This is a genomic window from Devosia sp. 67-54, from assembly GCF_001899075.1.
In the GTDB taxonomy this organism is placed as follows: domain Bacteria; phylum Pseudomonadota; class Alphaproteobacteria; order Rhizobiales; family Devosiaceae; genus Devosia_A.
Genome location: NZ_MKVA01000009.1, coordinates 171,444 through 194,105, shown reverse-complemented (window position 1 = coordinate 194,105; position 22,662 = coordinate 171,444). Strand labels below are relative to the sequence as shown.

20 protein-coding genes and 1 pseudogene are annotated in these 22,662 nt (G+C 67.1%); 12 read left to right on the top strand and 9 right to left on the bottom strand.

The features are described 5' to 3' along the window. The first annotated feature begins 11 nt into the window (after positions 1-11). Both BGO82_RS16120 and BGO82_RS16115 read left to right on the top strand, forming a co-directional pair. Positions 12-1,544: a sulfatase gene (locus BGO82_RS16120; RefSeq protein WP_291306639.1), complete on the top strand. Its 1,533-nt coding sequence runs from the start codon at positions 12-14 to the stop codon at positions 1,542-1,544. After that, complete coding sequence (locus BGO82_RS16115; RefSeq protein ID WP_291306638.1) at positions 1,541-2,503, top strand: DUF4432 family protein; 963 nt, start codon at positions 1,541-1,543, stop codon at positions 2,501-2,503. Before BGO82_RS16120 ends, BGO82_RS16115 begins: the two co-directional genes overlap by 4 nt. A 21-nt stretch (positions 2,504-2,524) precedes the next feature. Here the strand turns inward: BGO82_RS16115 and BGO82_RS16110 are convergent, their stop codons facing one another. Continuing rightward, a complete protein-coding gene (locus tag BGO82_RS16110; protein ID WP_291306637.1) occupies positions 2,525-4,102 on the bottom strand; it encodes a hypothetical protein in 1,578 nt (525 codons plus the stop codon). A gap of 187 nt (positions 4,103-4,289) precedes the next feature. Between BGO82_RS16110 and BGO82_RS16105 the strand changes: the two genes are divergently transcribed. Continuing rightward, positions 4,290-5,432 (top strand): helix-turn-helix transcriptional regulator, encoded by a 1,143-nt coding sequence (locus tag BGO82_RS16105; RefSeq protein WP_291306636.1) that lies wholly within the window; start codon positions 4,290-4,292, stop codon positions 5,430-5,432. Between the two features lie 166 nt (positions 5,433-5,598). On the opposite strand, the gene BGO82_RS16100 is transcribed toward BGO82_RS16105, so the two are convergent. The 4 genes from BGO82_RS16100 to BGO82_RS16085 all read right to left on the bottom strand — a co-directional run bounded on the left by BGO82_RS16100 (position 5,599) and on the right by BGO82_RS16085 (position 9,803). Then, a complete protein-coding gene (locus tag BGO82_RS16100; protein ID WP_291306635.1) occupies positions 5,599-6,741 on the bottom strand; it encodes a helix-turn-helix transcriptional regulator in 1,143 nt (380 codons plus the stop codon). A gap of 150 nt (positions 6,742-6,891) precedes the next feature. Then, the gene (locus tag BGO82_RS16095) at positions 6,892-7,818 is read right to left on the bottom strand and encodes a hypothetical protein (protein WP_291306634.1); all 927 of its coding nucleotides are present in this window, start codon (positions 7,816-7,818) and stop codon (positions 6,892-6,894) included. A gap of 35 nt (positions 7,819-7,853) precedes the next feature. After that, positions 7,854-8,810, bottom strand: coding sequence for an SH3 domain-containing protein (locus tag BGO82_RS16090; RefSeq protein ID WP_291306633.1), 957 nt, complete (start codon positions 8,808-8,810; stop codon positions 7,854-7,856). Positions 8,811-8,909: 99 nt separating this feature from the next. Further along, on the bottom strand, positions 8,910-9,803 hold the full coding sequence (locus BGO82_RS16085; protein ID WP_291306632.1) for a hypothetical protein: 894 nt from the start codon (positions 9,801-9,803) through the stop codon (positions 8,910-8,912). A 152-nt stretch (positions 9,804-9,955) separates the two neighbouring features. Here BGO82_RS16085 and BGO82_RS16080 point away from each other — a divergent pair. Next, a pseudogene (locus tag BGO82_RS16080) lies at positions 9,956-10,057 on the top strand (dihydrodipicolinate synthase family protein); the annotation flags it as partial. A 109-nt stretch (positions 10,058-10,166) separates the two neighbouring features. Here the strand turns inward: BGO82_RS16080 and BGO82_RS16075 are convergent. Both BGO82_RS16075 and BGO82_RS16070 read right to left on the bottom strand, forming a co-directional pair. Continuing rightward, positions 10,167-10,409: a hypothetical protein gene (locus BGO82_RS16075; protein ID WP_291306767.1), complete on the bottom strand. Its 243-nt coding sequence runs from the start codon at positions 10,407-10,409 to the stop codon at positions 10,167-10,169. An 11-nt stretch (positions 10,410-10,420) separates the two neighbouring features. Next, positions 10,421-11,551 (bottom strand): hypothetical protein, encoded by a 1,131-nt coding sequence (locus BGO82_RS16070; protein ID WP_291306631.1) that lies wholly within the window; start codon positions 11,549-11,551, stop codon positions 10,421-10,423. A gap of 226 nt (positions 11,552-11,777) precedes the next feature. Between BGO82_RS16070 and BGO82_RS16065 the strand changes: the two genes are divergently transcribed. Both BGO82_RS16065 and BGO82_RS16060 read left to right on the top strand, forming a co-directional pair. Then, positions 11,778-13,064, top strand: coding sequence for an isoprenylcysteine carboxylmethyltransferase family protein (locus tag BGO82_RS16065; protein ID WP_291306630.1), 1,287 nt, complete (start codon positions 11,778-11,780; stop codon positions 13,062-13,064). A gap of 172 nt (positions 13,065-13,236) precedes the next feature. Continuing rightward, positions 13,237-14,376, top strand: coding sequence for a LuxR C-terminal-related transcriptional regulator (locus BGO82_RS16060; protein ID WP_291306629.1), 1,140 nt, complete (start codon positions 13,237-13,239; stop codon positions 14,374-14,376). Between the two features lie 23 nt (positions 14,377-14,399). Here the strand turns inward: BGO82_RS16060 and BGO82_RS16055 are convergent, their stop codons facing one another. After that, complete coding sequence (locus tag BGO82_RS16055) at positions 14,400-15,389, bottom strand: Gfo/Idh/MocA family oxidoreductase (protein ID WP_291306628.1); 990 nt, start codon at positions 15,387-15,389, stop codon at positions 14,400-14,402. Beyond that, positions 15,386-16,351 (bottom strand): Gfo/Idh/MocA family oxidoreductase, encoded by a 966-nt coding sequence (locus BGO82_RS16050; protein ID WP_291306627.1) that lies wholly within the window; start codon positions 16,349-16,351, stop codon positions 15,386-15,388. Before BGO82_RS16050 ends, BGO82_RS16055 begins: the two co-directional genes overlap by 4 nt. A 123-nt stretch (positions 16,352-16,474) precedes the next feature. Here BGO82_RS16050 and BGO82_RS16045 point away from each other — a divergent pair, with 123 nt between their 5' ends. The 6 genes from BGO82_RS16045 (at position 16,475) to BGO82_RS16020 (ending at position 22,660) form a co-directional block, all read left to right on the top strand. Beyond that, positions 16,475-17,221, top strand: coding sequence for a FadR/GntR family transcriptional regulator (locus tag BGO82_RS16045; protein WP_291306626.1), 747 nt, complete (start codon positions 16,475-16,477; stop codon positions 17,219-17,221). Next, positions 17,218-18,804, top strand: a complete 1,587-nt coding sequence (locus BGO82_RS16040) for an ABC transporter substrate-binding protein (RefSeq protein ID WP_291306625.1) — start codon at positions 17,218-17,220, stop codon at positions 18,802-18,804. The genes BGO82_RS16045 and BGO82_RS16040 overlap by 4 nt, the downstream gene beginning before the upstream one ends. Positions 18,805-18,876: 72 nt before the next feature. Beyond that, entirely contained in the window at positions 18,877-19,839 is a 963-nt protein-coding gene (locus BGO82_RS16035; RefSeq protein WP_291306624.1) for an ABC transporter permease, read from the top strand. Positions 19,840-19,850: 11 nt separating this feature from the next. Beyond that, the gene (locus tag BGO82_RS16030; protein ID WP_291306759.1) at positions 19,851-20,723 is read left to right on the top strand and encodes an ABC transporter permease; all 873 of its coding nucleotides are present in this window, start codon (positions 19,851-19,853) and stop codon (positions 20,721-20,723) included. Between the two features lie 12 nt (positions 20,724-20,735). Further along, positions 20,736-21,653, top strand: a complete 918-nt coding sequence (locus tag BGO82_RS16025; protein WP_291306623.1) for a dihydrodipicolinate synthase family protein — start codon at positions 20,736-20,738, stop codon at positions 21,651-21,653. Continuing rightward, positions 21,653-22,660, top strand: coding sequence for an ABC transporter ATP-binding protein (locus BGO82_RS16020; protein ID WP_291306622.1), 1,008 nt, complete (start codon positions 21,653-21,655; stop codon positions 22,658-22,660). Before BGO82_RS16025 ends, BGO82_RS16020 begins: the two co-directional genes overlap by 1 nt. Positions 22,661-22,662 lie beyond the last annotated feature (2 nt).

The following is a 22,662-nucleotide window of genomic DNA, read 5'->3' as shown; positions in this document are numbered from 1 at the left end:
GAATGTGATTCATGCGTACCGTGTTCGTCGTCTTCGATTCCCTCAACCGCCATATGCTGGGGTGCTATGGGGGAACCGCCGTGCCGACGCCGAACTTCGACCGCCTGGCAGCACGCGGCGTCACCTTCGACAATCATCGGGTCGGCAGCCTGCCGTGCATGCCGGCACGCCGCGACATGATGTCGGGGCGGCTGTCGTTCCTGCACCGGAGCTGGGGGCCGCTCGAACCGTTCGACAACGCCTTCCCGGAGATCCTCGCGGAAAAAGCGGGCGTCTACAGCCATCTTATCACCGACCATTTTCACTATTTCGAAGATGGTGGCGCGACCTACCACAATCGCTACGATTCCTGGGAGCTGGCGCGCGGACAGGAAGGCGACCGCTGGCAGGCGGTGGTGGCGCCGGACTGGGCAGGGCTGAAGGAGCGCTACCATCCGCGCCAGTTCTCCGACAGGCGGCGCAACTATGCAGCGCAGAACATCATCAACCGTGAGTTCATCACCGAGGACGAGGACTATCCCGCCTTCCAGTGCTTTTCGCGCGGCCTCGAATTCCTTGAGCGCAACCGCGATGCCGACGATTGGCTGCTGCAGATCGAGACCTTCGATCCGCATGAGCCGTTCACGACGCCGGCGCGCTTCAAGGCCCCGTTCCGAACGGGCTGGAACGGTCCGGTGCGCGACTGGCCGCAATATGGGCGCGTCGACGAGTTGCCGGAGGAGGCGGCCGAACTGCGGGCCAGCTATTTCGCCATCGTGTCGATGTGTGACGAATTGCTCGGCAAGCTGCTCGACCATTTCGATGCGCACGATCTATGGAAGGACACCGCTCTGGTCGTCACCACCGATCATGGGTTTTTGCTCGGCGAGCACGATTTCTGGGCCAAGAACCGGATGACCGTCTATGAGGAGCTGGCCCACATTCCGCTGTTCCTGCACCATCCGGCGCATCCCGAGCGGGCGGGGACGCGCAGCGCTTCACTGACGCAGACGATCGATCTGGCGCCAACCTTCCTCGATCTTTACGACGTCCCGCCGGCGCCTGAAATGCAGGGCTTTTCGCTGCTTGGCATGTGTCAAGGCGAGCAACGGCGGGTGGCGGCGATCTATGGCTTTTTCGGTGGAGCGGTGAATGTCACCGACGGGCGCTACACCCTGCATGTCTATCCGCCCGATCTCAAGACCCAGGAGATCTACCAGTACACGGTGATGCCGACGCATATCTTCAAGATGTTCTCGGTGGAGGAACTGAGTCAGGCAAGCCTGTCGGACGGCTTCGGCTTCACCAAGGGCGTCAAGCTGCTGAAGGTGCCGGTCAATGAGCGATCGCCGTTCTATAATGTTTATGGACCGGGCTGCCTGCTCGAAGACGAGACGCAATTGTTCGATCTCGAAACGGATCCCGGGCAGGCGCATTCGCTTGACGATCCGGCCACCGAAGCACGCCTGCGTGAACTGATGGCTGGGTTGATGCGCGCCAACGAGGCGCCCCCCGAAGCTTTCGTTCGGTTGCAGATGCCTGTCGACGCCGGTGTGCAGGCGTGAGCTTGCGGGACCTCGCTGAGCGCGTCGGGGCGTTACGGCAGCTCGCCTCGGTGCGGCGACTGACCCTCGAGGACGGGCCCGAGAGCGGGCCGGCCCTGTTGTTTTCGACCGGCGGCGGGCTGGATTTTCTCGTCATGGCGGGTCGCGGCCTCGATGTCGGTACGCTCAACTACCAGGGCGTGCCGCTGGCCTGGCAGAGCCCGGGTGGACTCGCCGGCCCCGGTCTGTGGCAGCCGGATCGGGATGACGGGCAGGGCTTCAATCGCGGCTTTTCCGGTCTGCTGATGACGTGCGGGCTCGACAGCATCCGGCAGCCGCGTGCCGGCGGGGTCCTGCACGGAAGCCTGCCCGGAACGCCGGCGCGGCTCACCGCTTGCGGCGAGGACTGGGACCGGGACGAACCGGTGCTGTTCTGTGCCGGCGAGGTCGTGCAGGCGCGTTATGGCGGCGCCAATCTGCGGCTCAGGCGGCGCATCGAAGCGCCGATCGGCGGCAGTGTCATCCGCCTCACCGACATCGTTGAAAATGTCGGTCCGTCGCCGCAGCAACATGCGCTGCTCTACCATCTCAATTTCGGCTTTCCGTCGATCGGTCCCGGCAGCACCGTCCGCGTCGGCGACGAAACGCTGCTCGGCCCGCTCCGCTTTCCGGACGCGAGCGTGTCGCAGACGCCGGCGTGTCGGGCACTGCCCCGGGGAGGCGATGTCACCTGCCGCCTGATCACGCCAAAGCCAGAAGGCGAGCTCGAGATCGGCATCACCTTTGCCACCGAGACCCTGCCATTTCTGCAGCTTTGGCAGGATCTGCGTCCACGCGCCGGCATATTGGCCATCGAACCGTGCACCAGCGACCGTACCCCCGAAGGGTTCAGCGAGACCGAGACGGTGCTGGCGCCGGGAGAGACACGCAGCTATCGGCTGGAGCTGGCGATAAAAGGTCTGGCGCCGTCCATCTTCTGACCCGCCGCGTACAGCCGCGGTTCAGGGCGAGGTGAAGAAGAACGGGCTGGCCCAGGCCCATTGGCCGTTCTTCTGCCGCAGGCGCACATAAACGGTTTCACCGGCCGCGACGGCGCCGAGCGTCACCTCTCCGGTCCATTGCCAGTCGGCGGCACGGGGCAGGGGATGGAAGCGATAGGCGGGGCTGTCGATGGGGCCGAGATTGCCCGACAGTGCCCCGTCCAGCAACCGCGCTGCCGGTATGTCGAGGCGGTGGCCGTCGAAGTCGGCGTGAATGATGCTGTCGGGGCTCAGACGGACGCGGGCGGCGATGGCCTGTGTCGCGGCCGTGGAATTGTTGGGATTGGCTTCGGCGCGCAGCGCGAAATCGAGCCGCTGCACGTCACCGCCGATGCGGGGCAAAGGCGGCGCCGTGCCCTCTCCTTCGAGCGGAGAGACGATCTCCGGTCCGCGCAGGCGCGGCTCGACCGCGAGGATTTCGCCGCCGTCGAAGCGGACGCTGCCGGTCCAGTCGTGGCTGCTGCCGCGCGCGCCCCAGCCGAGCTCGAGGTTGAAGATGGTCTCGAAGCGATCGCCGTCCGGATCGATCGCGTGCGGGGTGATCTCGGGAGAGATGCGTTCGACCAACCGCCCGTTGCGAATGATATCGATGTGATCGATGAAGCTGCCGGCGACGGCTTCGATGCACAGGACCTTGTCCGGTCCCTCTGCCACGCGGCTGCCGAACGGCAGCCCGTCGATGCTGGCGAACAGGTGCGCGCAATCTCCAGTCAGCGCCACCGTGCGGCGGGCGTGCAGCGCGTCCCAGATCGCGGTGCTGGCATTTTCAGCAGCGTAGACCGCGCTGCGGCCGTGGCCATAGGAACCGGGATAGGCGCTGTGGTGATCGGTGTTGCCGAGGAAGCCGAAGACATTGCCGTGAGCGAGGCCATGTTCCACCGTGGAATGGCCGTCGGCCGGCCCCATCGAGTGCAGGAAAGGTCGGTCCCCGAGCGAGGTTTCGGACAGGCCGTGCATGGAGACGATTTCGAGCACTGGCGACAGGTTTTCGTCGAAGCTGCGCCAGTTGATGCCGCGCGCGCCCTCGCGATAGCCGATGTGGTGGGGGAAGGCGAAGGCGCGACCGGGGTAGCGCGCTTCGAGACGCCGGTGCAGCTCGGCCGGGCTCTCCGCCTCGATCAGCTCGTCCTGGTCGAGATCGCGATAGACGATGGTATAGTCGCCGTGCTGGCTTGAATGAATCTCGTAGCCCGGAAAGACCGTGAAGCGCCCCGGTTCGTGGGCTTCGGCGAGCTTTGCGTAATGCGGCCGCCAGTTCTGCTGCAGTCGCGCGAAGCCTTCGACATGGAAGGCCACGATGTGCGCGACGCTCGGCTCGTTCACCGGCATGTCGGGCCAATAGGCGTGTCCCGTGACGGAGACGAAATCGAGTTGCTGGCGAGCGCGGGCGAGGGCGCTGTCGAGGGAACCGTGGCCGTAGGATATGGCGCAGTGATTGTGAATATCGCCGTAGAAGGGCCGCAGGCCCATGGCGGTGGCCAGCGGCATCAGCCGGGCGGGCAGGCGCTGTTTCAGCAGGGGGTGGGCAGCATCGTCCATTGAAGGTCCTCGGCAACCACGCCAGCAGCGAGGCCCGGCGCGTCATCATTGATGAGGCATAGCCCGACGCAGCAGCGAGGCGCCAGCGCATTGATCCTCACGGCGCCAGAGAACTCTGCGACCGGCACTCGCCAGCAATGCGCCACCGAACTATGGTTTGCTGCCTAACGATCGAGGCTGGGTGGCGATGAGCGGCGTGGACATCGAAATTGTGCAGCTGATCGGCGCGATCTACGACGCCGTCATCGCCCCCGACAAATGGCACGAGGCGCTCGACCGTGTGCGGCGGCATTTCCATCTCCACAACGCGGCCATGGAGCTACACGATCTTCGCGCGCGAACCGCCTCGGTGTCCGTTCTGGTCAACATCTCCGATGAGTGGGCGGCCGCAATGGTTCAGCCCAAATACAGCGCCGAACTCGTCCGCCTGCTGGGTGGTCGGGAACGTGTCGAAGGACTGCCGCTCGAAGAGCCGGTCAACGTGCTGGGCACCGCCGGCCAAGAGGCTATGGAAGCCAACGAATATTACATCGATCTGGCCCAGCCCAACGGGATCATCGACAGCGTCGCCATCATCCTGACGCGCGACCGCTTCCGTGTCGGCAATATCGGCCTCGGGCGCCACCGGGACGCCGGCCCGATCACCCCGGACGTGCTGGCCGGTCTGCGTGTGGTGGCTCCGCACCTGCGGCGGGCGGCGCTGATCACCGGCATCCTCCAGCAGGAACGCCAGAAGCGCCAGGTGTTCGAGGCTGTCGTCGACGCAGTTCGCTCCGGCATCGTGCTGGTCGATGCCGATGCGAACATCGTGCACGCCAATTCGGCCGCGCGTGACGTAACGGCGAACGGCGATCCACTGGCCGAGCGGTTCGGTCGGTTGCAGATCAACGGCGAGGTGGTGCAAGGCGCCCTCAACGCCGCGATCGTTGCGTCCGCCGAAGGCGACATCTCGCTCGGCCGCCGCGGGATCGCCATCCCCGGGACGCGTGCCGATGGCGAGCCGTTCGTCGTGCATGTCATGCCGCTCGCCGACCGGTCGACGCGATCCAATGTTCCGGGGGAGGTGGTGGCCGCCGTGTTCGTCGCCGAGCGCGGCGATGATCCCAAGCACGTAGTCGATGCCGCAACCACGCTCTTCAACCTGACCCCGGCAGAGAGCCGCATTTTCGAGCTCACGATCGAGGGGAGGGCCAGCGCGGAGATCGCTCAGATGCTCTCGATCTCGCCCAATACGCTGAAGTCCCACACGCGGCATCTGCTGGAAAAGACCGGACGCCAGCGCCGGGCCGACCTCTTCCGCCTCGCCAAGTCCCTGGGACCAAGTGTTTGAGCACAACAGTCTCCCGACGGACCGCGTGCATGCCCTGGCTACTCGCGCCAACAGCGCCTCCACGCGAGCAATCGCCAACACCTGTCCCTCGAGATTGGAACGGTAGTCGTCCAAATTCCAGGCACCCTGCGGCATCGAGGGCTGATGTGGCGGTAACGGCCGTTGTCTACGCGTTCAACGACATGTCGCGCACAAGGGCGACAGCCTCGGCTCGGCTGTGGACGCCGAGCTTGTCGAACAGCCGGGTGGTGTGGGTGTGCGCTGTGTTCTCGCTGACCCCGAGCGCTTCGGCGACGGCACGGCTGGACAGTCCCGCGGCGATAAGATCGAGCACGCGCGTCTCGGCCGGCCTCAAATCGTAGAGCAGGCGGAGACCCTCGAGCGGAAGATTGAGCGCGGGGTTGGGCTCGGCCACGAATACGGCGGCGGCGGCATTCGGAACAGGCCGCACGGCGCGGCGCTGGAGTGGCAAAACGTGGATGATGGCGCCACTGCCATCGCGGCGGCGGACGGCGATGCCGCTGCCGGGCCCCAGCGCCTCGCCTGGCTGCTTCGCGGCGGCCACGGCGCGCTTGAGCTGCCCCTTTACCAGCTCGCGCGGCACATCGATTCGTCCGTTGAGAGATGCAATCGGATCGCCCGTGCGCAACATCTGGTCGGCGCGGCCGTTCGCATAGACGATGCGTCCGTTCGCATCGACGAGAAGGATCGCCGATCCCAGTGCATCCAGCGCCGCTTCGAACGAGGTCGCCACGATCGAGCGGGCCTCGAGCAAATTGCCGATCAGGACCGCCCGGCGCATGTGCGGCGCGAGCACGCGGAAGGCCTCGATCTGGTGGTCGTCGATGGGCGGCATCGACTCGTGCAGTCCGAGGGCGAATGTCGCCACGAGATCAGGCTGGTATTCCAGAATGAGGCACAGCTGGTCGACCAGCCCCTGGGGACGGCAGAACGCCTCGTAGAAGGGATTGCCGGGCCATCGGTCGACGGACGAATGATCGAGCATCCGAATGGGCTCTTCCGCTGGCAGACGGCCGAACGCGGCCACCCCTCCCCACAGATCCGGGATGGCATGGGCGGTCTCGGCGATGACGCGCACGTACTCCGGCGGGATATTGGTCGTCGCCTGAATACTGATGGCGCTCGGGACATAGTGGATGCCGATCGCCCCCAGGTGAAGACCGACATAGCGGCGGATGCGATCGATCGCATCGCTCCAAAGTCCGGGGTCGAGAACGGAATCGTAGATCGCCCCGATGAGGTCGAGCTCCGTCTGGAAAGTGCGGTTCACGGCAATCACCCATGTCATGACCAGCCTGCGACGCTCGTCATGATTGGCAGGAGTACCGTCGGAATCAAGCTTTAGTGCCGGCATGCGCGCCGGCGACCCCGGTCGAAACGATCAAGTCTCGAACTCAGGATACTGAATTTTCAGGCTTCTTGGCGTCTCTTCGCGCTCTCAATGGTCGAGCTCGGGTTCCCAGACCCAGCCGTGCCTCGGCGTGCTGATCTCGCACCAGTTGGCGACCTTTTGGTTGCACTGGACGATGGTGACGCGGTCGCCGGCGCTCAGATAGGCGACGTCGCTGCCCTCGGGCTGGTCGTAGATCGTCGTGTCGGTATTGGCCGAACCCTTGCCGCCGCCAGCCGTCAACTGCCGGAACCCCTTGCCGTTGCCGCCGTCGTTGCCACCGTCATCGTTGTCGACGACGCCAGGCGGCAACGGCTCGGTAGTGTCCCCCGCTCCGGTTGTTTTGACGGCTTTGCCGACTGCCTTTATGCCGCCGGGCTTGGATGCCGGCGTGTCGTCGAACCGTCCGCAGATCATGCCGACCGAATCGACCAGCGAACCGGAGGTGCCCTGCAGGCCGATGGCGAACGCGCCCGGTCCGCAATCGGCAGCGACCGTGGCAAAGGCTTCCCCACCATGCGTGAGCAGCCCGAACGTCGCGGTGTCGATGATCGGGGACGGCTCGACGGTGCGTTTCTTGAGGTTGCCGCAGATCAGCTCGATGTGGTGGACGAGACTGGAACCGGCGCCCGAAATGCCGACCCACATCCCCTGCACCACCGTGGGACATCTGGCCTGGCCATGCTTGTCGTTGGGCCTGCCCCTGGTTTCCAGCGGGATCAAATTGCCGACATAGTGCCCGTTCTCGAACTTCCGGCAGACCCCGGCGATCGAATTCATGTCGGCGCCGAACGAGGCATTGACCCCGGCGAGGATGGTGCCGTCGGGACATTGGGTGCGGAACCCGCCACCGCTCGTCCCGCCCGGCGCGAGGGTGTCCGGCAGCGTGCGGATGAACTGCGCCTGCGTCGCGGGAGAGAACGTCACGCCGGCGAGGGTGACGACGATTGCTGACAGCCTTGGCAAATTCACCATGCGCTCCGCATCCCGCCGGTCGATCCGGCCTTCGGCTATCGGCCGAGGTCCTCGCCCCAGACCCAGCCGCTTTTCGGACGACTGATCTCGCACCAGCCATCGAACTGCTTGCCGCACTCGGTGATGGTCACCGGCGTGCCGGCATAGAGCTCGCCGATCCGAGTGCCGTCGGGCGCGTCGTAGATGGCCGCCCCCACGACGGCCTGGCCGTTGCCGCCACCCTTGCCGCCGCCATTGTCTCCGCCGCCATTGTCGACCTCGCCCGGCGTGCGCCCCGGGGCCGTGGTGCCCACGGCTTTGCCCACGGCGCGCACGGGCTTGTCCTTGGGCAGGACGCCACCGGTGCCCACGGCTTTGCCCACGGCGCGCACCGGCTTGTCCTTGGGCAGGACGCCGCCGGCGCCCACGACGGGCAGCAGCTTGCCGTTCTGATCCTGGAACCTGCTGCAGATCAGCCCGAGGCGGTCGATCAGGGCGCCGTGACCGCCGATGACTCCAGTGGCGATCGTGCCGGAGCCGCAGGGAGCGACACCGATGCGGGCGGTGACGCCACCGGCGTAACTGTTGTTTGCGTCCAGCTTAATCTCGCCGGTCGCCATGTTTCGGCAGGAAATGCTGAAGCCGCGGACGTCGTCGTGACCATCGACGCCGACCTTGAGGCTTTGCACAGCCATGCCGGTGGGACACCAGGCGGCGTCGGCTAAGGCGAAGGGCGAAAAAGCATCTGTCGCCTTGGGAGACGTGCCCCAGGTATGGAGACCATAGGGCGTGCCGACGATATTGCCCCCCTGCGCGGGCGAGCAAACCGGACCGATTGTGTTGAGAGCCTTTCCGGCCCGGAAATTGATTCCAATCAGCACGTCGCCGGCGCCGCACGAATCGGAGAACGCGGCGCCGCCGGGCCCGCCGACCTCGTTGGTGCGGAAGGTCTGCGCGGCGGCGGGAGCGAGCGCGCCCGCCGACATGGCAACGGCGATCGTCAGCAGCCGCACCAGCCATCTTTTCTGCGTCATCGCGAAACCTCGTTCATGCCGCCATGATCGGTCACGCCCCGGCTGCGGTTTGCCGCGGGCGCTCTTTGTCGGGCCCTGCTAGTGCAGGTCGGGGCCCCAGACGTAGCCCTTCTTCGGCTTGCTGATCTGGCACCAATCCTCCCCGCCAGGCTTGCCATTCTCGTCATCCGCGCATTCGACGATGGTGACCTTCTGTCCCCGGTCGAGATAGGCGATCTCCTTGCCGGCCGGTGTCTGATAGATGGTGGTCGGCGCCACGGCGAAGCTGGGCCTGTCCTTGCCGCCGCCGCCCGGATCGATCTCGAGCTGGATGCCGCCGGCGGCGGGCCCGTCATGCTCGACCGTCAGATCGTCGCCGATCTCGGCTGCGCCGGTATCGTCGGCCTTGCCTGACGCGGCGGCCGGCGCTTCGCCTTCCCTCTGGCAGACGAGGCCGATGCTCAGGATGCCCGTGTTCGCCTGCGATCCCGTGTCCTTGTAGGTTCCGACGAGCGCCGTGGTGTAGAAATGGCTGCCGCAGTCGACGCCGGCGTGCGAGGTCGAGGGCGGGTGCGCGTTGTCGTAGGGCAGCGAGTAAGTGCGGGCGGTAACCGGCCCGCCCGGTCCGTCGCAAACCGGCCGGAAAGCAAAGATCGAGGTACTCTTGGTCAGGTAGACCTGGAGGCCCCTCACCGCCTGGTCATTGGTGCAGAGGATGGGCTCGCCGCCGCTGCCGCCCGCCGCCCCCTTGAGCTTGCCCAATTTGGGGACGATGCCGGTCGCATTGCCGTTGGCCTCGACCTGGCGGCACAGCGGCGCGACGGCCAGCAACTGGGCGTCGCTGTAGTTGTAGGCAAATCCCATGATCCCGAGGCCATCGGGACAGGCCGCGGTAAAGGCTTTGCCATCGGTGTTGCCAAGATGCCTGGTCTCGGCGGCGAGGACGGATGACGCCGCGCCACATGGCCCAAGCAGGGCCAGGCAGGTGATCATGAACGTCGCAACCGATCGATGCATGTTTGCGGCCTCTCGCGTGGGACCGAAAAACGCTAGCCCGGTTTCACAGCTCTTTCGTCACCTGTTTAGGTGACTCACGATCGCGCCGACGCACCTCGGTGTGCGAGAGCGTCAAGCGGGGCGACATGGATCACGCGCAGGACGTGTTCGACGCGCATCTGCCGCTGGTACGCTACGAGCAGCAGCCCGGCCTTGGACTGTCCGTGCGCAAATACGTGCTGGCACGGCGCGCGGCACCTCGCGGATCGGGCGCTGCCCGGCTTCGGCGCCGTCTCACCCCTAGGGATGATGCGGCCCGCGGGTATTCATCGCTACGAATTCCGGCAAAGAAGCTGGAGCTCATCGATGAATCTGAAGCAGGGACTGGCCGCAATTGCTGTCGTCGGGGTAGCGACGGCGGCTTCGATCGGGGTCACGCAGCTTCAGGCGTCGCAAAACCCGCTGCTGACCTATTGCCCGGCGCACGCAGGCGGGAGTTGCGCCGAGGCGGTGCAGATGTATCTGCAGTTCGCCCATCCCACCGATGCGCAGATCGTCACCGTTCTGAACACGCTCGCGGCGAGCCTCGACAAAGGCCGCCATTCGCGCCGGGTTTACCAGGATGCGCTGCAGGCCCTGGGGTTTCTCACCAACGCCATCGACGACAGGGGGTTGAAGGCCGCGGCCAAGACCCTGGTCGCCGACGTTGCCGCCAAGGCGCCGGGGTCAGCCTCGACCGCCGCGACCCCGAGCACGAGCTTCGATATTTTCGGCAAGGGGGCCGATACGGGCGCAGGCAGCCCGAGCGGCAGTGGATCCGGCGGCGCCGGCCTGGCAAGTTCGGGCGCCGGCGCAAGTAACGGCGGTGCGTCCAGCTCCGGCGCGAGCAGCAGCGGTGCGTCGAGCTCGGGCGTTAGCGGCAGTTCGGGCAGCAGTGGCAGCTCTGGCAGCAGTGGTTCAAGTGGCAGCTCCGGCTCGTCCGGCAGCCAGAGCTCCGGCGCCAGCGGTGGGGCATCGAGCTCGGGCGCCAGCAGCAGTTCGGGGGCCAGCAGCAGCTCCGGGGCCAGCAGCAGCTCCGGGGCCAGCAGCTCCGGCGCCAGCGGCGAGTCGAGCTCGGGCGCCAGCGGTGGAGCGTCGAGTTCCGGCGGCGCCAGCGGCAGTTCGGGCAGCAGCGGTTCAAGCGGTTCGTCGAGCTCCAGCGGTGGTGCGTCGAGCTCCGGTGCAAGTTCCAGCGGCGCTGGATCGGACAATTGCGATGCACCCAGCGACACGCCGCAATCGTGTCCGCCGGGCGACGATGGCGGCAGCTCCGACACATCGAGCTCGGGTGCAAGCAGCAGCGGCGCATCGAGCTCCGGCGGGGCCAGCAGTTCGGGGAGCAGCGGTTCCAGCGGCAGCTCGAGCTCGTCCGGCAGCCAGAGCTCCGGCGCCAGCGGTGGGGCATCGAGCTCGGGCGCCAGCAGCAGTTCGGGGGCCAGCAGCAGCTCCGGGGCCAGCAGCAGCTCCGGGGCCAGCAGCTCCGGCGCCAGCGGCGAGTCGAGCTCGGGCGCCAGCGGTGGAGCGTCGAGTTCCGGCGGCGCCAGCGGCAGTTCGGGCAGCAGCGGTTCAAGCGGTTCGTCGAGCTCCAGCGGTGGTGCGTCGAGCTCCGGTGCAAGTTCCAGCGGCGCTGGATCGGACAATTGCGATGCACCCAGCGACACGCCGCAATCGTGTCCGCCGGGCGACGATGGCGGCAGCTCCGACACATCGAGCTCGGGTGCAAGCAGCAGCGGCGCATCGAGCTCCGGCGGGGCCAGCAGTTCGGGGAGCAGCGGTTCCAGCGGCAGCTCGAGCTCGTCCGGCGCCAGTGGCGAGTCGAGCTCTGGCGCCAGCGGGGGAGCCTCGAGCTCGGGGGGCGCCAGCAGCGGCGGTGGGGCGTCGAGTTCAGGAGCGGGATCGGACTGACGTCAACCAGGACAGGTCGCAGGTGCGATGGCCGAGACCACAACACCGTCCCGTGACGCGCTGGTGCATCTGCCGATCGTCGCGACCGGCCGACCACGATCGGCGGTCAGCGGCTGGGTCGGTGCGGGCGGGGTCGCCGCGGCGCTGATCGTCATTCCCCTGCTGCACGCATGGCTCGCACCCGGCTGGCTGAAAGCCGTGGTGGTGATGCTGGCGGTCGCCGGGACGATGATCGCCGTCGACGCCCTGGCGCATCGGCTCGGCGGCCAACGCTACGGGCTGCAGAGCGAGGCGCTCCGCGATCTCGACCTGCTGCGCGTCGGCCAGAAGCTTGCCGGCTTCTGGCTCACCATCGGGGCGCTGGCCGCGGCCTACAGCCTGCTTCCGGTCTATGCCGCCGCCTCGTTCGAACCGTTCAGGCAGGCCGCCCTCGGCTGCCTGCCGGCGCTGATCGTCATAGCGCCATTCTACATCGCCTATGTCGATCGCCGGCAGGCCGATCCCAATGATGCCTATGCGCAGCTCCCGGCGCTGCTGGCCGGGGTGCCGCCCGCCGACTGGACGATGCTTCGCCAGCACGCCCTCGGCTGGCTGGTGAAGGGCTTCTTCCTGCCGCTGATGTTCGGCTTCATCGTCGGCGACCTCGCGGACATGTGGTCGAACCCGCATTACTTCGAGCTCGACGGCTTCGAAACCGTCTTCAGCCGGCTGCTCGATCTCTTCTATTTCTTCGACGTGCTGCTGGCGGGCATCGCCTATGTGCTGACCCTGCGGCTGCTCGACACGCATATCCGCTCGGCCGAGCCGAGCGTCGCGGGCTGGGTCGTCTGTCTGCTGTGCTACCCGCCGTTCAACAGCGTTACCGGCCAATATCTTCCCTACGACCAGGACAATCTCTACTGGGGCAAGGTCTTCGCGGCGTGGCCGCCGATCTATGTGGCGTGGGGCAGCGCGATCCTGCTGCTGCTGTTCGTCTATGTGTGGGCCACCGCGGCGTTCGGGTTGCGCTTTTCCAACCTCACCAATCGCGGCATCATCACCAACGGCCCCTACCGCTGGACCAAGCATCCGGCCTATCTGTGCAAGAACCTCAGCTGGTGGCTGATTTCGGTGCCGTTTGTCGCCGGCGCGGGATGGCAGCAGGCGGTGCAGTCCTGCCTGCTGCTGGGCGGCGTGAATTTGATCTATTTCCTGCGCGCCAGGACCGAGGAGCGGCATCTGGGGCGCGACCCCGTCTATCGCGACTATGCGCAATTTGTCGCCCGCGACGGGCTGTTCGCGCGCATCTCCAGGCAGAGAGCCCGGGCGGCGTGATGCGGTAATCAATTTTGTCATTGTCTATCGCAGCCTTTCGGGTGCGAGACTATTGTAGATTCCGTCGTCCTCGAGGGCAGGCGGAATATGCATGGTGTCGATTGCGGCTGCGCCCGCCGCATGAACATGACGGAGTCAACGGGCCGGCCCAGCGCGGCAAGGGCCTAAGCCGATGGGTGTCGATCCCCAGATCGTCGAGCTGATCGGCGCGATCTACGACGCCGTCGTCGATCCCGACAAATGGCCCGAGGCGCTCGACCGCGTGCGGCAGCATTTCCGGCTCGCCAACGTCATGATGGCGCTGCACGATCTGCGCCTGAAAACCGCGTCGCTGTCCGTTCTGGTCAACATCCCGGATGAGTGGGCGGCGGCGATGGCGCAGCCCGAATACAATGCCGAGCTCATCCAGCTGCTGGGCGGCCGGGAACGGATCGAGGGCCTGCCGCTCGAAGAGCCGGTCAACGTGCTGGGCGCCGTCGATCAAAAGGCCAGGGACGCCAACAAATATTACATCGACCTGGCCCAGCCCAACGGGATCATCGACAGCGTCGCCATCATCCTGACGCGCGACCGCTTCCGTGTCGGCAATATCGGCCTCGGCCGCCATCGGGACGCCGGCCCGATCACCCCGGACGTGCTGGCCGGCCTGCGCGTCGTGGCTCCGCACCTGCGGCGGGCGGCGCTGGTCGGCGGCATCCTCGAAGAGGAGCGGCACAAGCGCAAAATGTTCGAGGCCGTCGTCGATGCGGTGCGCACCGGCGTCGTGCTGGTCGATGCCGATGCGAACATCGTGCATGCCAATCCGGCGGCGCGTGACGTCATGGCGAACGGCGATCCGCTGGCCGAGCGGTTCGGCCGGCTGCAGATCAATGGCGAAGTGGTGCATGGCGCTCTCAACACCACGATCCTCGCCTCCGCCGAAGGCGATATCGCGCTCGGCCGCCGCGGCATCGCCATCCCGGGGACGCGTGCCGACGGCGAGCCGTTCGTCGTGCATGTCATGCCGCTCACCGACCGGTCGGCGCGATCCGAGGTGCCTGGCGAGACCGTCGCTGCGGTGTTCATCGCCGAGCGGGGAGAAGATCCCCATCACGTCCTCGACGCCGCGACCGTGCTCTACAGCCTCACCCCGGCGGAGGCGCGGATATTCGAGCTGATCCTTGACGGCCGGGACAACCAGCAGATCAGCCACGCGCTCTCGATCTCACCCAATACGCTGAAATCGCATACCCGGCATCTGCTCGAAAAGACCGGCCAGCAGCGACGTGCGGGGCTGGTGCGGCTCGCGAGCACATTGCGGTCGGCCGTGTAGCGCGCGGGCCGGCCTGTCGGCGATCACTTGCCCAGCTCGACTTCGCGGCGCAGGGCGTTGGCGCGGTGGGCGGCTTCGATGATTTCGACGATGTGGCTGGCGTAGGCGCCGTCGACGGCGATTTCGGCGCTGTCGTCGATCGCGGCCTGGACGGCGCGCCATTCGCGCACCACGGCGTGATGCATCCAGTCGGGCTCGATCGAGTGTTCCAGCAAGGTCCAGGTGCCATTCCGTCCGACCCAGGTGCCGCTGTCGAAATCGATGCGCAGCGTGCCGCGCTCGCACACCAGATCCATGGCAAAACCGACGGCGCCATCGCGATAGCCGACGCTCTGCACCTGGCCGATGCCGCCGCCGGCGAAACGCAGGCCGATGAGGGCGCTGTCGTCGGCCTGCTGCTCGTGAAAGAGCGTTCCAACCAGCGCGCCGACCGAGGTGACCGGCTGGCCCATGAGCCAGACGAGCCGGTCGAGCGCATGGATGCCGGCGGTCATCAGCATGCCGCCGCCCGAGGCGCGCTGCAGATGCCACGGCCGGCGGTTGCTCTCCATCCACAGCTTGATCATCCAGCTCGAGCCCAGCAGCGGCCGGCCGATGGTGCCGGCGTCGAGCACTTCCTTGGCCTTGAGGCAGGGCAAGGCGAAATGCATGACGTGGCCGACCATCAGCTTGACGCCGGCCGTCGCGACGGCGGCGTTGATGGCGGCGCAGGCGGCGACGGTGGGCGCCATCGGCTTTTCCAGCAGGACGTGCTTGCCGGCCCGGGCGGCGCCGATGGCAATCTCTTCGTGCAGATGATGCGGCGTGGCGATGACGACGGCGTCGACGCGCGGGTCGTCGAGCAAAGCGCGCCAATCCGAATAGGGCACGCCACCGAATTGCCGGGTGAAGCCGGCTGCCGCGTCGGCATCCTCGCGGCACGCCGCCACGAGCTCCAGGCCGTCGATCTCAGCGATCGCCCGCGCGTGCACGGCGCCGAAATGTCCGGCGCCGACAATGCCAATTCCTGTCATGAGCCTGCCTTTGCGTAGGCGGCATCGATCAGTCGCATGCTCGCCAGATAGTCGTCGAGGGTGATCGCCGGCGGGCGGCCGGCCGCCAGGCGGGCCAGCGTATCGGCGGCAAAGAGCCGGTAGCGGGTGGCGGTCGGCTCCGGAGCGAGAGTCCGGCGCTCCTCGCCCAGCACGATGGCGGAGGCGCGGTCGCCCTGGTCGAGCAGCACGGCCCGGTCGGTGACGAGCCGCCACTCGAAATCGCCGCCGGGCGCCATCGAGGCGTAGGTATAGCCGGCCTCGACGACGAACAGCGCGCCGCCATCGTCGGCGAGGGTGACGAGCGCGTGGTCCTCGACGCGCTCGTCGGTGTGGATGCGCTTGCCGATGTGGCTGGCGAGCAGCCGCAGCTCACCTTCAGCCAGCGACAGCGCCGCGTCGATGCCGTGGATGCCCAGATTGCGCAGCGCACCGCCGCCGCCGATAGCCGGAGCGAGCAGCCACGGCACGCCGTCGTCGCGGTAGCGCTGCGGTGGTCCGTTGATCAGGCGAAAGCCGGCATGCACGACCGGACCGCTCTGGCCGCCGGCGCGGAGCCGTCGAAACTCCAGCATGGCGGGGCCGAAGCGGTTGGGCAGCGGCACGCCGACGACGGCACCGACCGCCGCGGCCAGCGCGCACAGATGCTCGAGCTCGGGCGTCGCCGTCACCGCGGGCTTTTCGAGAATCAGCGGCTTGCGGGCCTCGATCACCGCGCGTGCCTGGGCGGGAAGCCGGGCCGGATGGCCCATCAGCACCACGAGATCGGCGGCCGCGACGGCCTGCTCGAAGCCAACCGCAGGCACGGCCGCCGCTTGCGCAAAGGCCGCCGCCTGGTGCGGGTCGTCGTCCCACACAGCGACGATGTCGGCGCCGGCAAACCGCATCGCGTCGAGGTGCATGGCGGCATGCCAATGGCTGCTGCCGAGAAGAGAAACACGCATTCGGATTCTCGATCCTGTATCGTACTTGAAGGATATCCCATATGTTGCTATACGACAAGCGTTGACCCTGCCTCTGTATCGCGTCAGCACTGACCGCAGTGCCCGCGAACCAGGAGACGACAAATGGACCGCACCCCCACGATCAGGCCGCTCGAGCGCCCGCCGCTGCTGCACGTCACGGTGCAGGAAGCGCTCAAGGGCTACATCGAAGGCAACCGCCTCAGGGCCGGCGATCCGCTGCCGCCGGAGGCGGAGCTGGCGTCGCGACTGGGCGTCGGCCGCAATTCGGTGCGCGAGGCGATCAAGGCGCTCGAGTCGCTGGGCATCCTCGAAACGCGCCGCGGCATCGGCGTGTTCGTCAAGGAATTCTCGTTCCGGCCGCTGCTCGACAACTTGGCCTACGGGCTGCAGGACTCGCTGCGCGACGTCGAGGAGCTGCGCGAGATCCGGCGCGTGCTGGAGACCGGGCTGATCGACAAGACCATCGCCATGATCGGCCGCGAGGATGTCGAGGAGCTGCGTAAGGTCACCGCGCAGATGAAGGCGCGGGCCGAGCGCAACGAAAGCTTCGCCGCCGAGGACCAGCAGTTCCACCAATTGCTGTTCCGCTGCCAGAACAACCACACGCTGAGCGCGCTGATCGACATCTTCTGGATGGCCTTCAGCAAGGCCTCCAACTTCCACAATCTCGAAAATCCGACCCCGCTCGATACCTGGCGGGACCACCACGAAATCGTCGAGGCCATCGTCCGCAGGGATGTCGCCGAGGCGCGCCGCCGGCTCGACGAGCACTATAGCGGCATTCAGCAGGTGATCGCCCGGAACCGGCAGGACGAGGACAAATCCAGTTCAAGGAGGACGAAAACATGAGACGCAGAGACTTTACGCAGGGGCTGGCCTTCACCGCGGCGCTGATGCTGGGAAGCAGCGCCCTGCCGCTGCCCGCCTTCGCGCAGGACAAGACCATCACCGGCGGCTTCGACGTCGGGCCCGGCGGCTTCCCGAAGAATTTCAACCCGCTGGCGGCGACTGCCGGCTTCATGTGGCTGAAGACCTACTTCGAGCCGCTGGTGATCTACAACGCCGATCTGAGCGCCCTCGAAGGCGCGCTCGCCAAGAGCTTCACGGTGAGCGACGACCAGAAGACCTACACCTTCGCGCTGGTCAGCGAGAGCTGGCACGACGGCAAGCCGTTCACTTCGGCCGACGTGAAGTTCACGCTGGATCTCGCCCGCAACAAGGCCTCGGGCAGCGTGTTCGCGGCACGCCTTGCCTCGATCGCCAGCGTCGAGACCCCTGACGACCACACCGCCGTGGTGACGCTCAGCAAGGCCGACGGATCGCTGCTGTCCATCCTGGCGCAGGTGATGATGCTGCCCGCGCATGCGCTCGCCGACATTGCGCCCGAGAGCCTCGCCACCAGCCAGTGGTGGTCGACCACGCCGATCGGCACCGGCCCGTTCAAGTTCAGCCGCTACGTCACCGACCAGTATGTCGAGCTGGCGGCGAGCGACAGCTATCGCGGCGGCCGCCCCAAGGTGGGCAAGCTGATCAACCGCTATTTCGAGAATGCGGCGGCCGCGGTGTCGGCGCTGCGCGCCGGCGAGATCCAGTTCACCTATGTTGAGCCTGACGACGCCAAGACCTTCGATGGCGATAACAATTTCCGCGTCATCAAGGGCGACTCCTACGTCGTCAACTATATCGGCTTCAACCAGAAGGTCGATCTGTGGAAGGACGTTCGGGTGCGGCAGGCGGTGATGTACGCCATCGACCGCAACGCCATCATCCAGAGCCTTTATGGCGGGGCGGCGACGGCGGCGAATTGCGGCTATGTCGCGCCGCACCTGGTGCCGGAGGGACTCAACGACTATGCCTACGATCCGGAGAAGGCCAAGGCGCTGCTGGCCGAGGCCGGCTGGGACAAGATCAACGGCGACAAGCCGATCACCTGGCTGACCTATTACGGCACGCCGCAGGCCGCCAACGTGATGGCCGCGGTGCAGGCGATGCTGGCGCAGGTCGGCATCAACGTGGTGCCGCGCGTGGTCGATACGCCGACCTATAACGGCATCGTCTACAAGCAGGACGATCCGGACTGGTCGCAGTTCCCGCTGGTCTATGCGGGCCTGCAGAACGGGCCGAATCCGGCGGGCATCAATGTCGGCCTCAACAAGTCGCAATTGCCGCCGGCCGGTGCCAACATCATGCGCGTCGAGTTCGACGACCTCAGCGCGGCGTTCGATGCGGCGCTCGGGGAGACCGACGCGAGCAAGGTCGACGGCCGCTGGCAGGAGGTCTGCCGCGTGATGAACGCCGAGCTGCCCTGGGCGACCATGTGGGTCGCCAGCCGCTACGGCGTCGCCTCGACCAAGCTGGTCGATTTCGTCTGGACGCCGGCCCCGGCCGGCGGCCCCTATGCCGACCACCCCGAGCGCTGGGACCTCAAGTAACCTCCCGAACCCAGCGCCGCATGGCGATGGCGCGCATCGACGTGCCATCGCCGATTTCAACCGGACCCGGTCATGCTCATCTACCTGCTGCGTCGCGCTGGTGTTGGATTGCTGATGCTGCTGGCGCTCAGCGTGCTGGTGTTCCTGCTGCTGCGCCTGACGCCGGGCGATCCGGTGTCGGCCTATATCAACCCGTCGGCGCCGATCTCGCCGGAAGCGCTGGCGGAGCTCCGGACGCGGCTCGGGCTCGACCAGCCGCTGCCGGTGCAGTACCTGGCGTGGCTGCGTGCGGCCCTGACCGGCGATTTCGGCTATTCCATCCAGCGCGGCGGCGCTGCGGTGCTGCCCCTGGTGATCGAGCGCATCGGCCCGACGGCGCTGCTGATGGGGTGTGCGCTGGTGATCGCCGTCGTCGTCGGCATCGCCACCGGCATCGTCAGCGCGGTGCGCCGCAATTCCGGGCTCGATGTCGCGCTGTCGGTGATCGCCTCGCTCGGCGTGTCGAGCCCGGCCTTCCTCACCGCGCTGCTCGGCCTGTATTTCTTTTCGGTGCTGCTGCACATCGCGCCCTCGGGCGGCATGCTGACGCCGGGGGTGCCGTTCTCGTTCGGCGATTTGTTCGCGCATCTGATCCTGCCGGCGTGCCTGCTGTCGATCGGCTATCTGGCGCTGATCATGCGCTACATGCGCGCCTCGCTGCTCGAGGTGCTGAACCAGGACTATGTGCGCACCGCCCGGGCCAAGGGCGTCAAGGAATTCTGGGTGATCGTCAAGCACGCGACGCGCAACGCGCTGCTGCCGGTGATCACGCTGATCGGCTCGACCATCGGCGTTGCCATCGGCGGCGCGATCTTCCTCGAAAGCGTGTTCAACTGGCCGGGCATGGGCCTGCTGCTGGTCAATGCCGTCAACAGCCGCGACTATCCGGTGATCATGTGCGCGACGCTGATCATCGGCGCATGCGTCATCGCGGTGAATCTGCTGACCGACCTCGCCTATGCGGCGATCGATCCGCGCATCCAGGTGGCGTCATGACGGTGGTGTCGATGCAGACGATCGCCGGCAAGCCGGCCGGCCCGATGCGACGAGCGCTGGGACGGTTCTTCAGCAACCGGGCGGCGCTGGTGGGACTGGTGATCTTCGTGCCCATGCTGCTGGCGGTGGTGACCTACCCGTTGTGGTGGCCGTACGGTCCCAATGCGATCGATCTCACCGCGCTCAACAAGGGCCCATCGGCCAAACACTGGTTCGGCAGCGACGGCGTCGGGCGCGACGTGCTGGCCCGGCTGCTGCAGGGCGGCCGCACCTCGCTGATGGTCGCGGTGGTGTCGGTGGCGATCTCGACGGTGATCGGCTTCGTGGTCGGCGCGTTCGCGGCGTTCGGCGGCCGCTTCGTCGACGGCATTTCGATGCGGCTGGTCGACCTCGCCATGACGCTGCCGCCGGTGATCTTCCTGCTGGTCCTCGCCTCGATCGCCGGCACCGGCATCGCGCCGACGATCCTCGTCATCGCGCTCCTGTCGTGGCCGGTGCTGTCGCGCATGGTGCGGGCCCGGCTGCTCGAATTGCGCGAGCGCGACTTCGTCGTCGCGGCGCGCGGCATGGGCGCCGGCGTCGGCCACCTGCTGTTCCGGCACGGGCTGCCGAACTCGATCGACATCATCGTGGTATATGCGACGCTGCAGATCGCCAACGCGGTGCTGCTGGAGGCCGGGCTGTCGTTCCTCGGGCTCGGCATCGCGCCGCCCGAGGCGAGCTGGGGCAACATGCTCAATTCGGCGCGCTCGGCCGCGGTGCTCGAACACTTTCCCTGGCAATGGATGTTTCCGGGCGCCGCGCTGGTGCTCACCGTGCTTGCCATCAACTTCATCGGCGACGGTCTGCGCGACGCGTTCGACCCCCGCTCCGATCTCAACTAGCAAAGGTCTGAAATGCCTCTCTTTACCGGTGTGGTTCCCCCTGTCGTCACTCCACTCACTGCCGATTTCGGCGTCGATTGGGGATCGTTCACCCGCACCCTCGAACATCTGATCGGGGCAGGGGTGCACGGCCTGTTCGTGCTCGGCTCGACCAGCGAAGTGGTGTTCCACGACGAGCCGACGCGGCGGCGCATCGTCGAGCACGCAGTCAAGGTCGCGAACGGCCGCGCGCCGGTGCTGGTAGGGGTGATCGACCCGACCACCGACCGCGTCATCGGCCATGCGCGCATCGCCGAGGCCGCCGGCGCCGATGCCGTGGTGGTGACGGCGCCGTTCTATACCCGGACCAACCAGGCCGAGACGATCGACCATTTCCGCTATGTGCGCACGGCGATCGACCTGCCGGTGATCGCCTACGACATTCCGGTCTGCGTCGGCATGAAGCTCGAGCGCGCCACCACGGTGGCGCTGGCGCGCGAGGGCACCATCGCCGGGCTCAAGGATTCGAGCGGCGACGACGGCAATCTGCGCTATGTGCTGCAGGACATGCGGAACGACGCCGGCTTCTTCGGCATGACCGGCTCGGAGATCGTGGTCGATTCCTGCCTGGCGATGGGTGCGCATGGCGTGGTGCCCGGCCTCGCCAATGTCGACCCGCACGGCTATGTGCGGCTGTGGACCCTGATGCAGGCGGGCGACCATGGGGGCGCCCGGGCCGAGCAGGAGCGGCTGTGCCGGCTGTTCGAGATGGTGTGGGTGTCGCTCGGGCGCACCAGCGCCGGCTCCGCCGGGGTCGGCGCGTTCAAGACGGCGATGCGCCGGCTCGGCATCATCGACAGCAATGTCATGGCGCGGCCGCAGCGCAGCCTCAACGACGACGAGGCGGCGCGCATCGACGTGATCCTCAAGGCGACGGGGCTCATCGACTGATGGACGCCCCGGTCCTCGACATCAGCGGCCTGCGCACCGTGTTCGAGCTCAGCAGCGGAGTCCTGCCGGCCGTGCAGGACTTCGACCTGACGATCGCGGGCGGCGAGACGGTGGCGCTGGTGGGGGAATCGGGGTCCGGCAAATCGGTCACCAGCCTGTCGATCATGGGGCTGCTGCCGCGCAAGGTCGGGCGCATCGCCGAAGGCACGATCCGGCTGCGGCGCAAATCCGGCGAGACGGCCGTGCTCACCGCGCTCGACCACGAACAGATGCGGCAGATCCGCGGCAACGACATGGGCATGGTGTTCCAGGAGCCTATGACCAGCCTCAACCCGGTGTACACCGTGGGCGAGCAGATCGCCGAGCCGATCCGCATCCATCTGGGCAAGTCGCACCGCGAGGCCGCCGCCGCCGCGGTGCGACTCCTCGACGATGTCGGCATCCCCGATCCGGCGCGGCGCGCCCTGCAATATCCGCACGAATTGTCGGGCGGCATGCGGCAGCGCGTCACCATCGCCATGGCGCTGGCCTGCGACCCGCAATTGCTGATCGCCGACGAGCCGACGACGGCGCTCGACGTGACCATCCAGGCGCAGATCCTCGAACTGCTGCAATCGCTGCAGCAGGCGCGCGGCATGGCGGTGCTGTTTGTCACCCACAATCTCGGCGTCGTCGCCGAAATCGCCGACCGCGTGGCGGTGATGTACGCCGGCCGGATCGTCGAGACCGGTCCGGTGGCCGACGTGTTCGCGCATCCGCGCCACCCCTACACCAAAGGGCTGCTCGCCTCGGTGCCGCGGCTCGGCCAGGCGGTGGCGCTGAAGCGGGCCGGGCAGCCCTTGCCGACCATCGCCGGCACCGTGCCGTCGCTGCGCAGCCTGCCCAAGGGCTGCGCCTTCGCCGGCCGCTGCCTCTATGTCACCGAGGCGTGCCGCGCCGCGATGCCGGCGCTGATCGACGTCGGCGCCGGCCGCAAGGCGCGCTGCATCCACTGGGCGGAGGTCTGAGC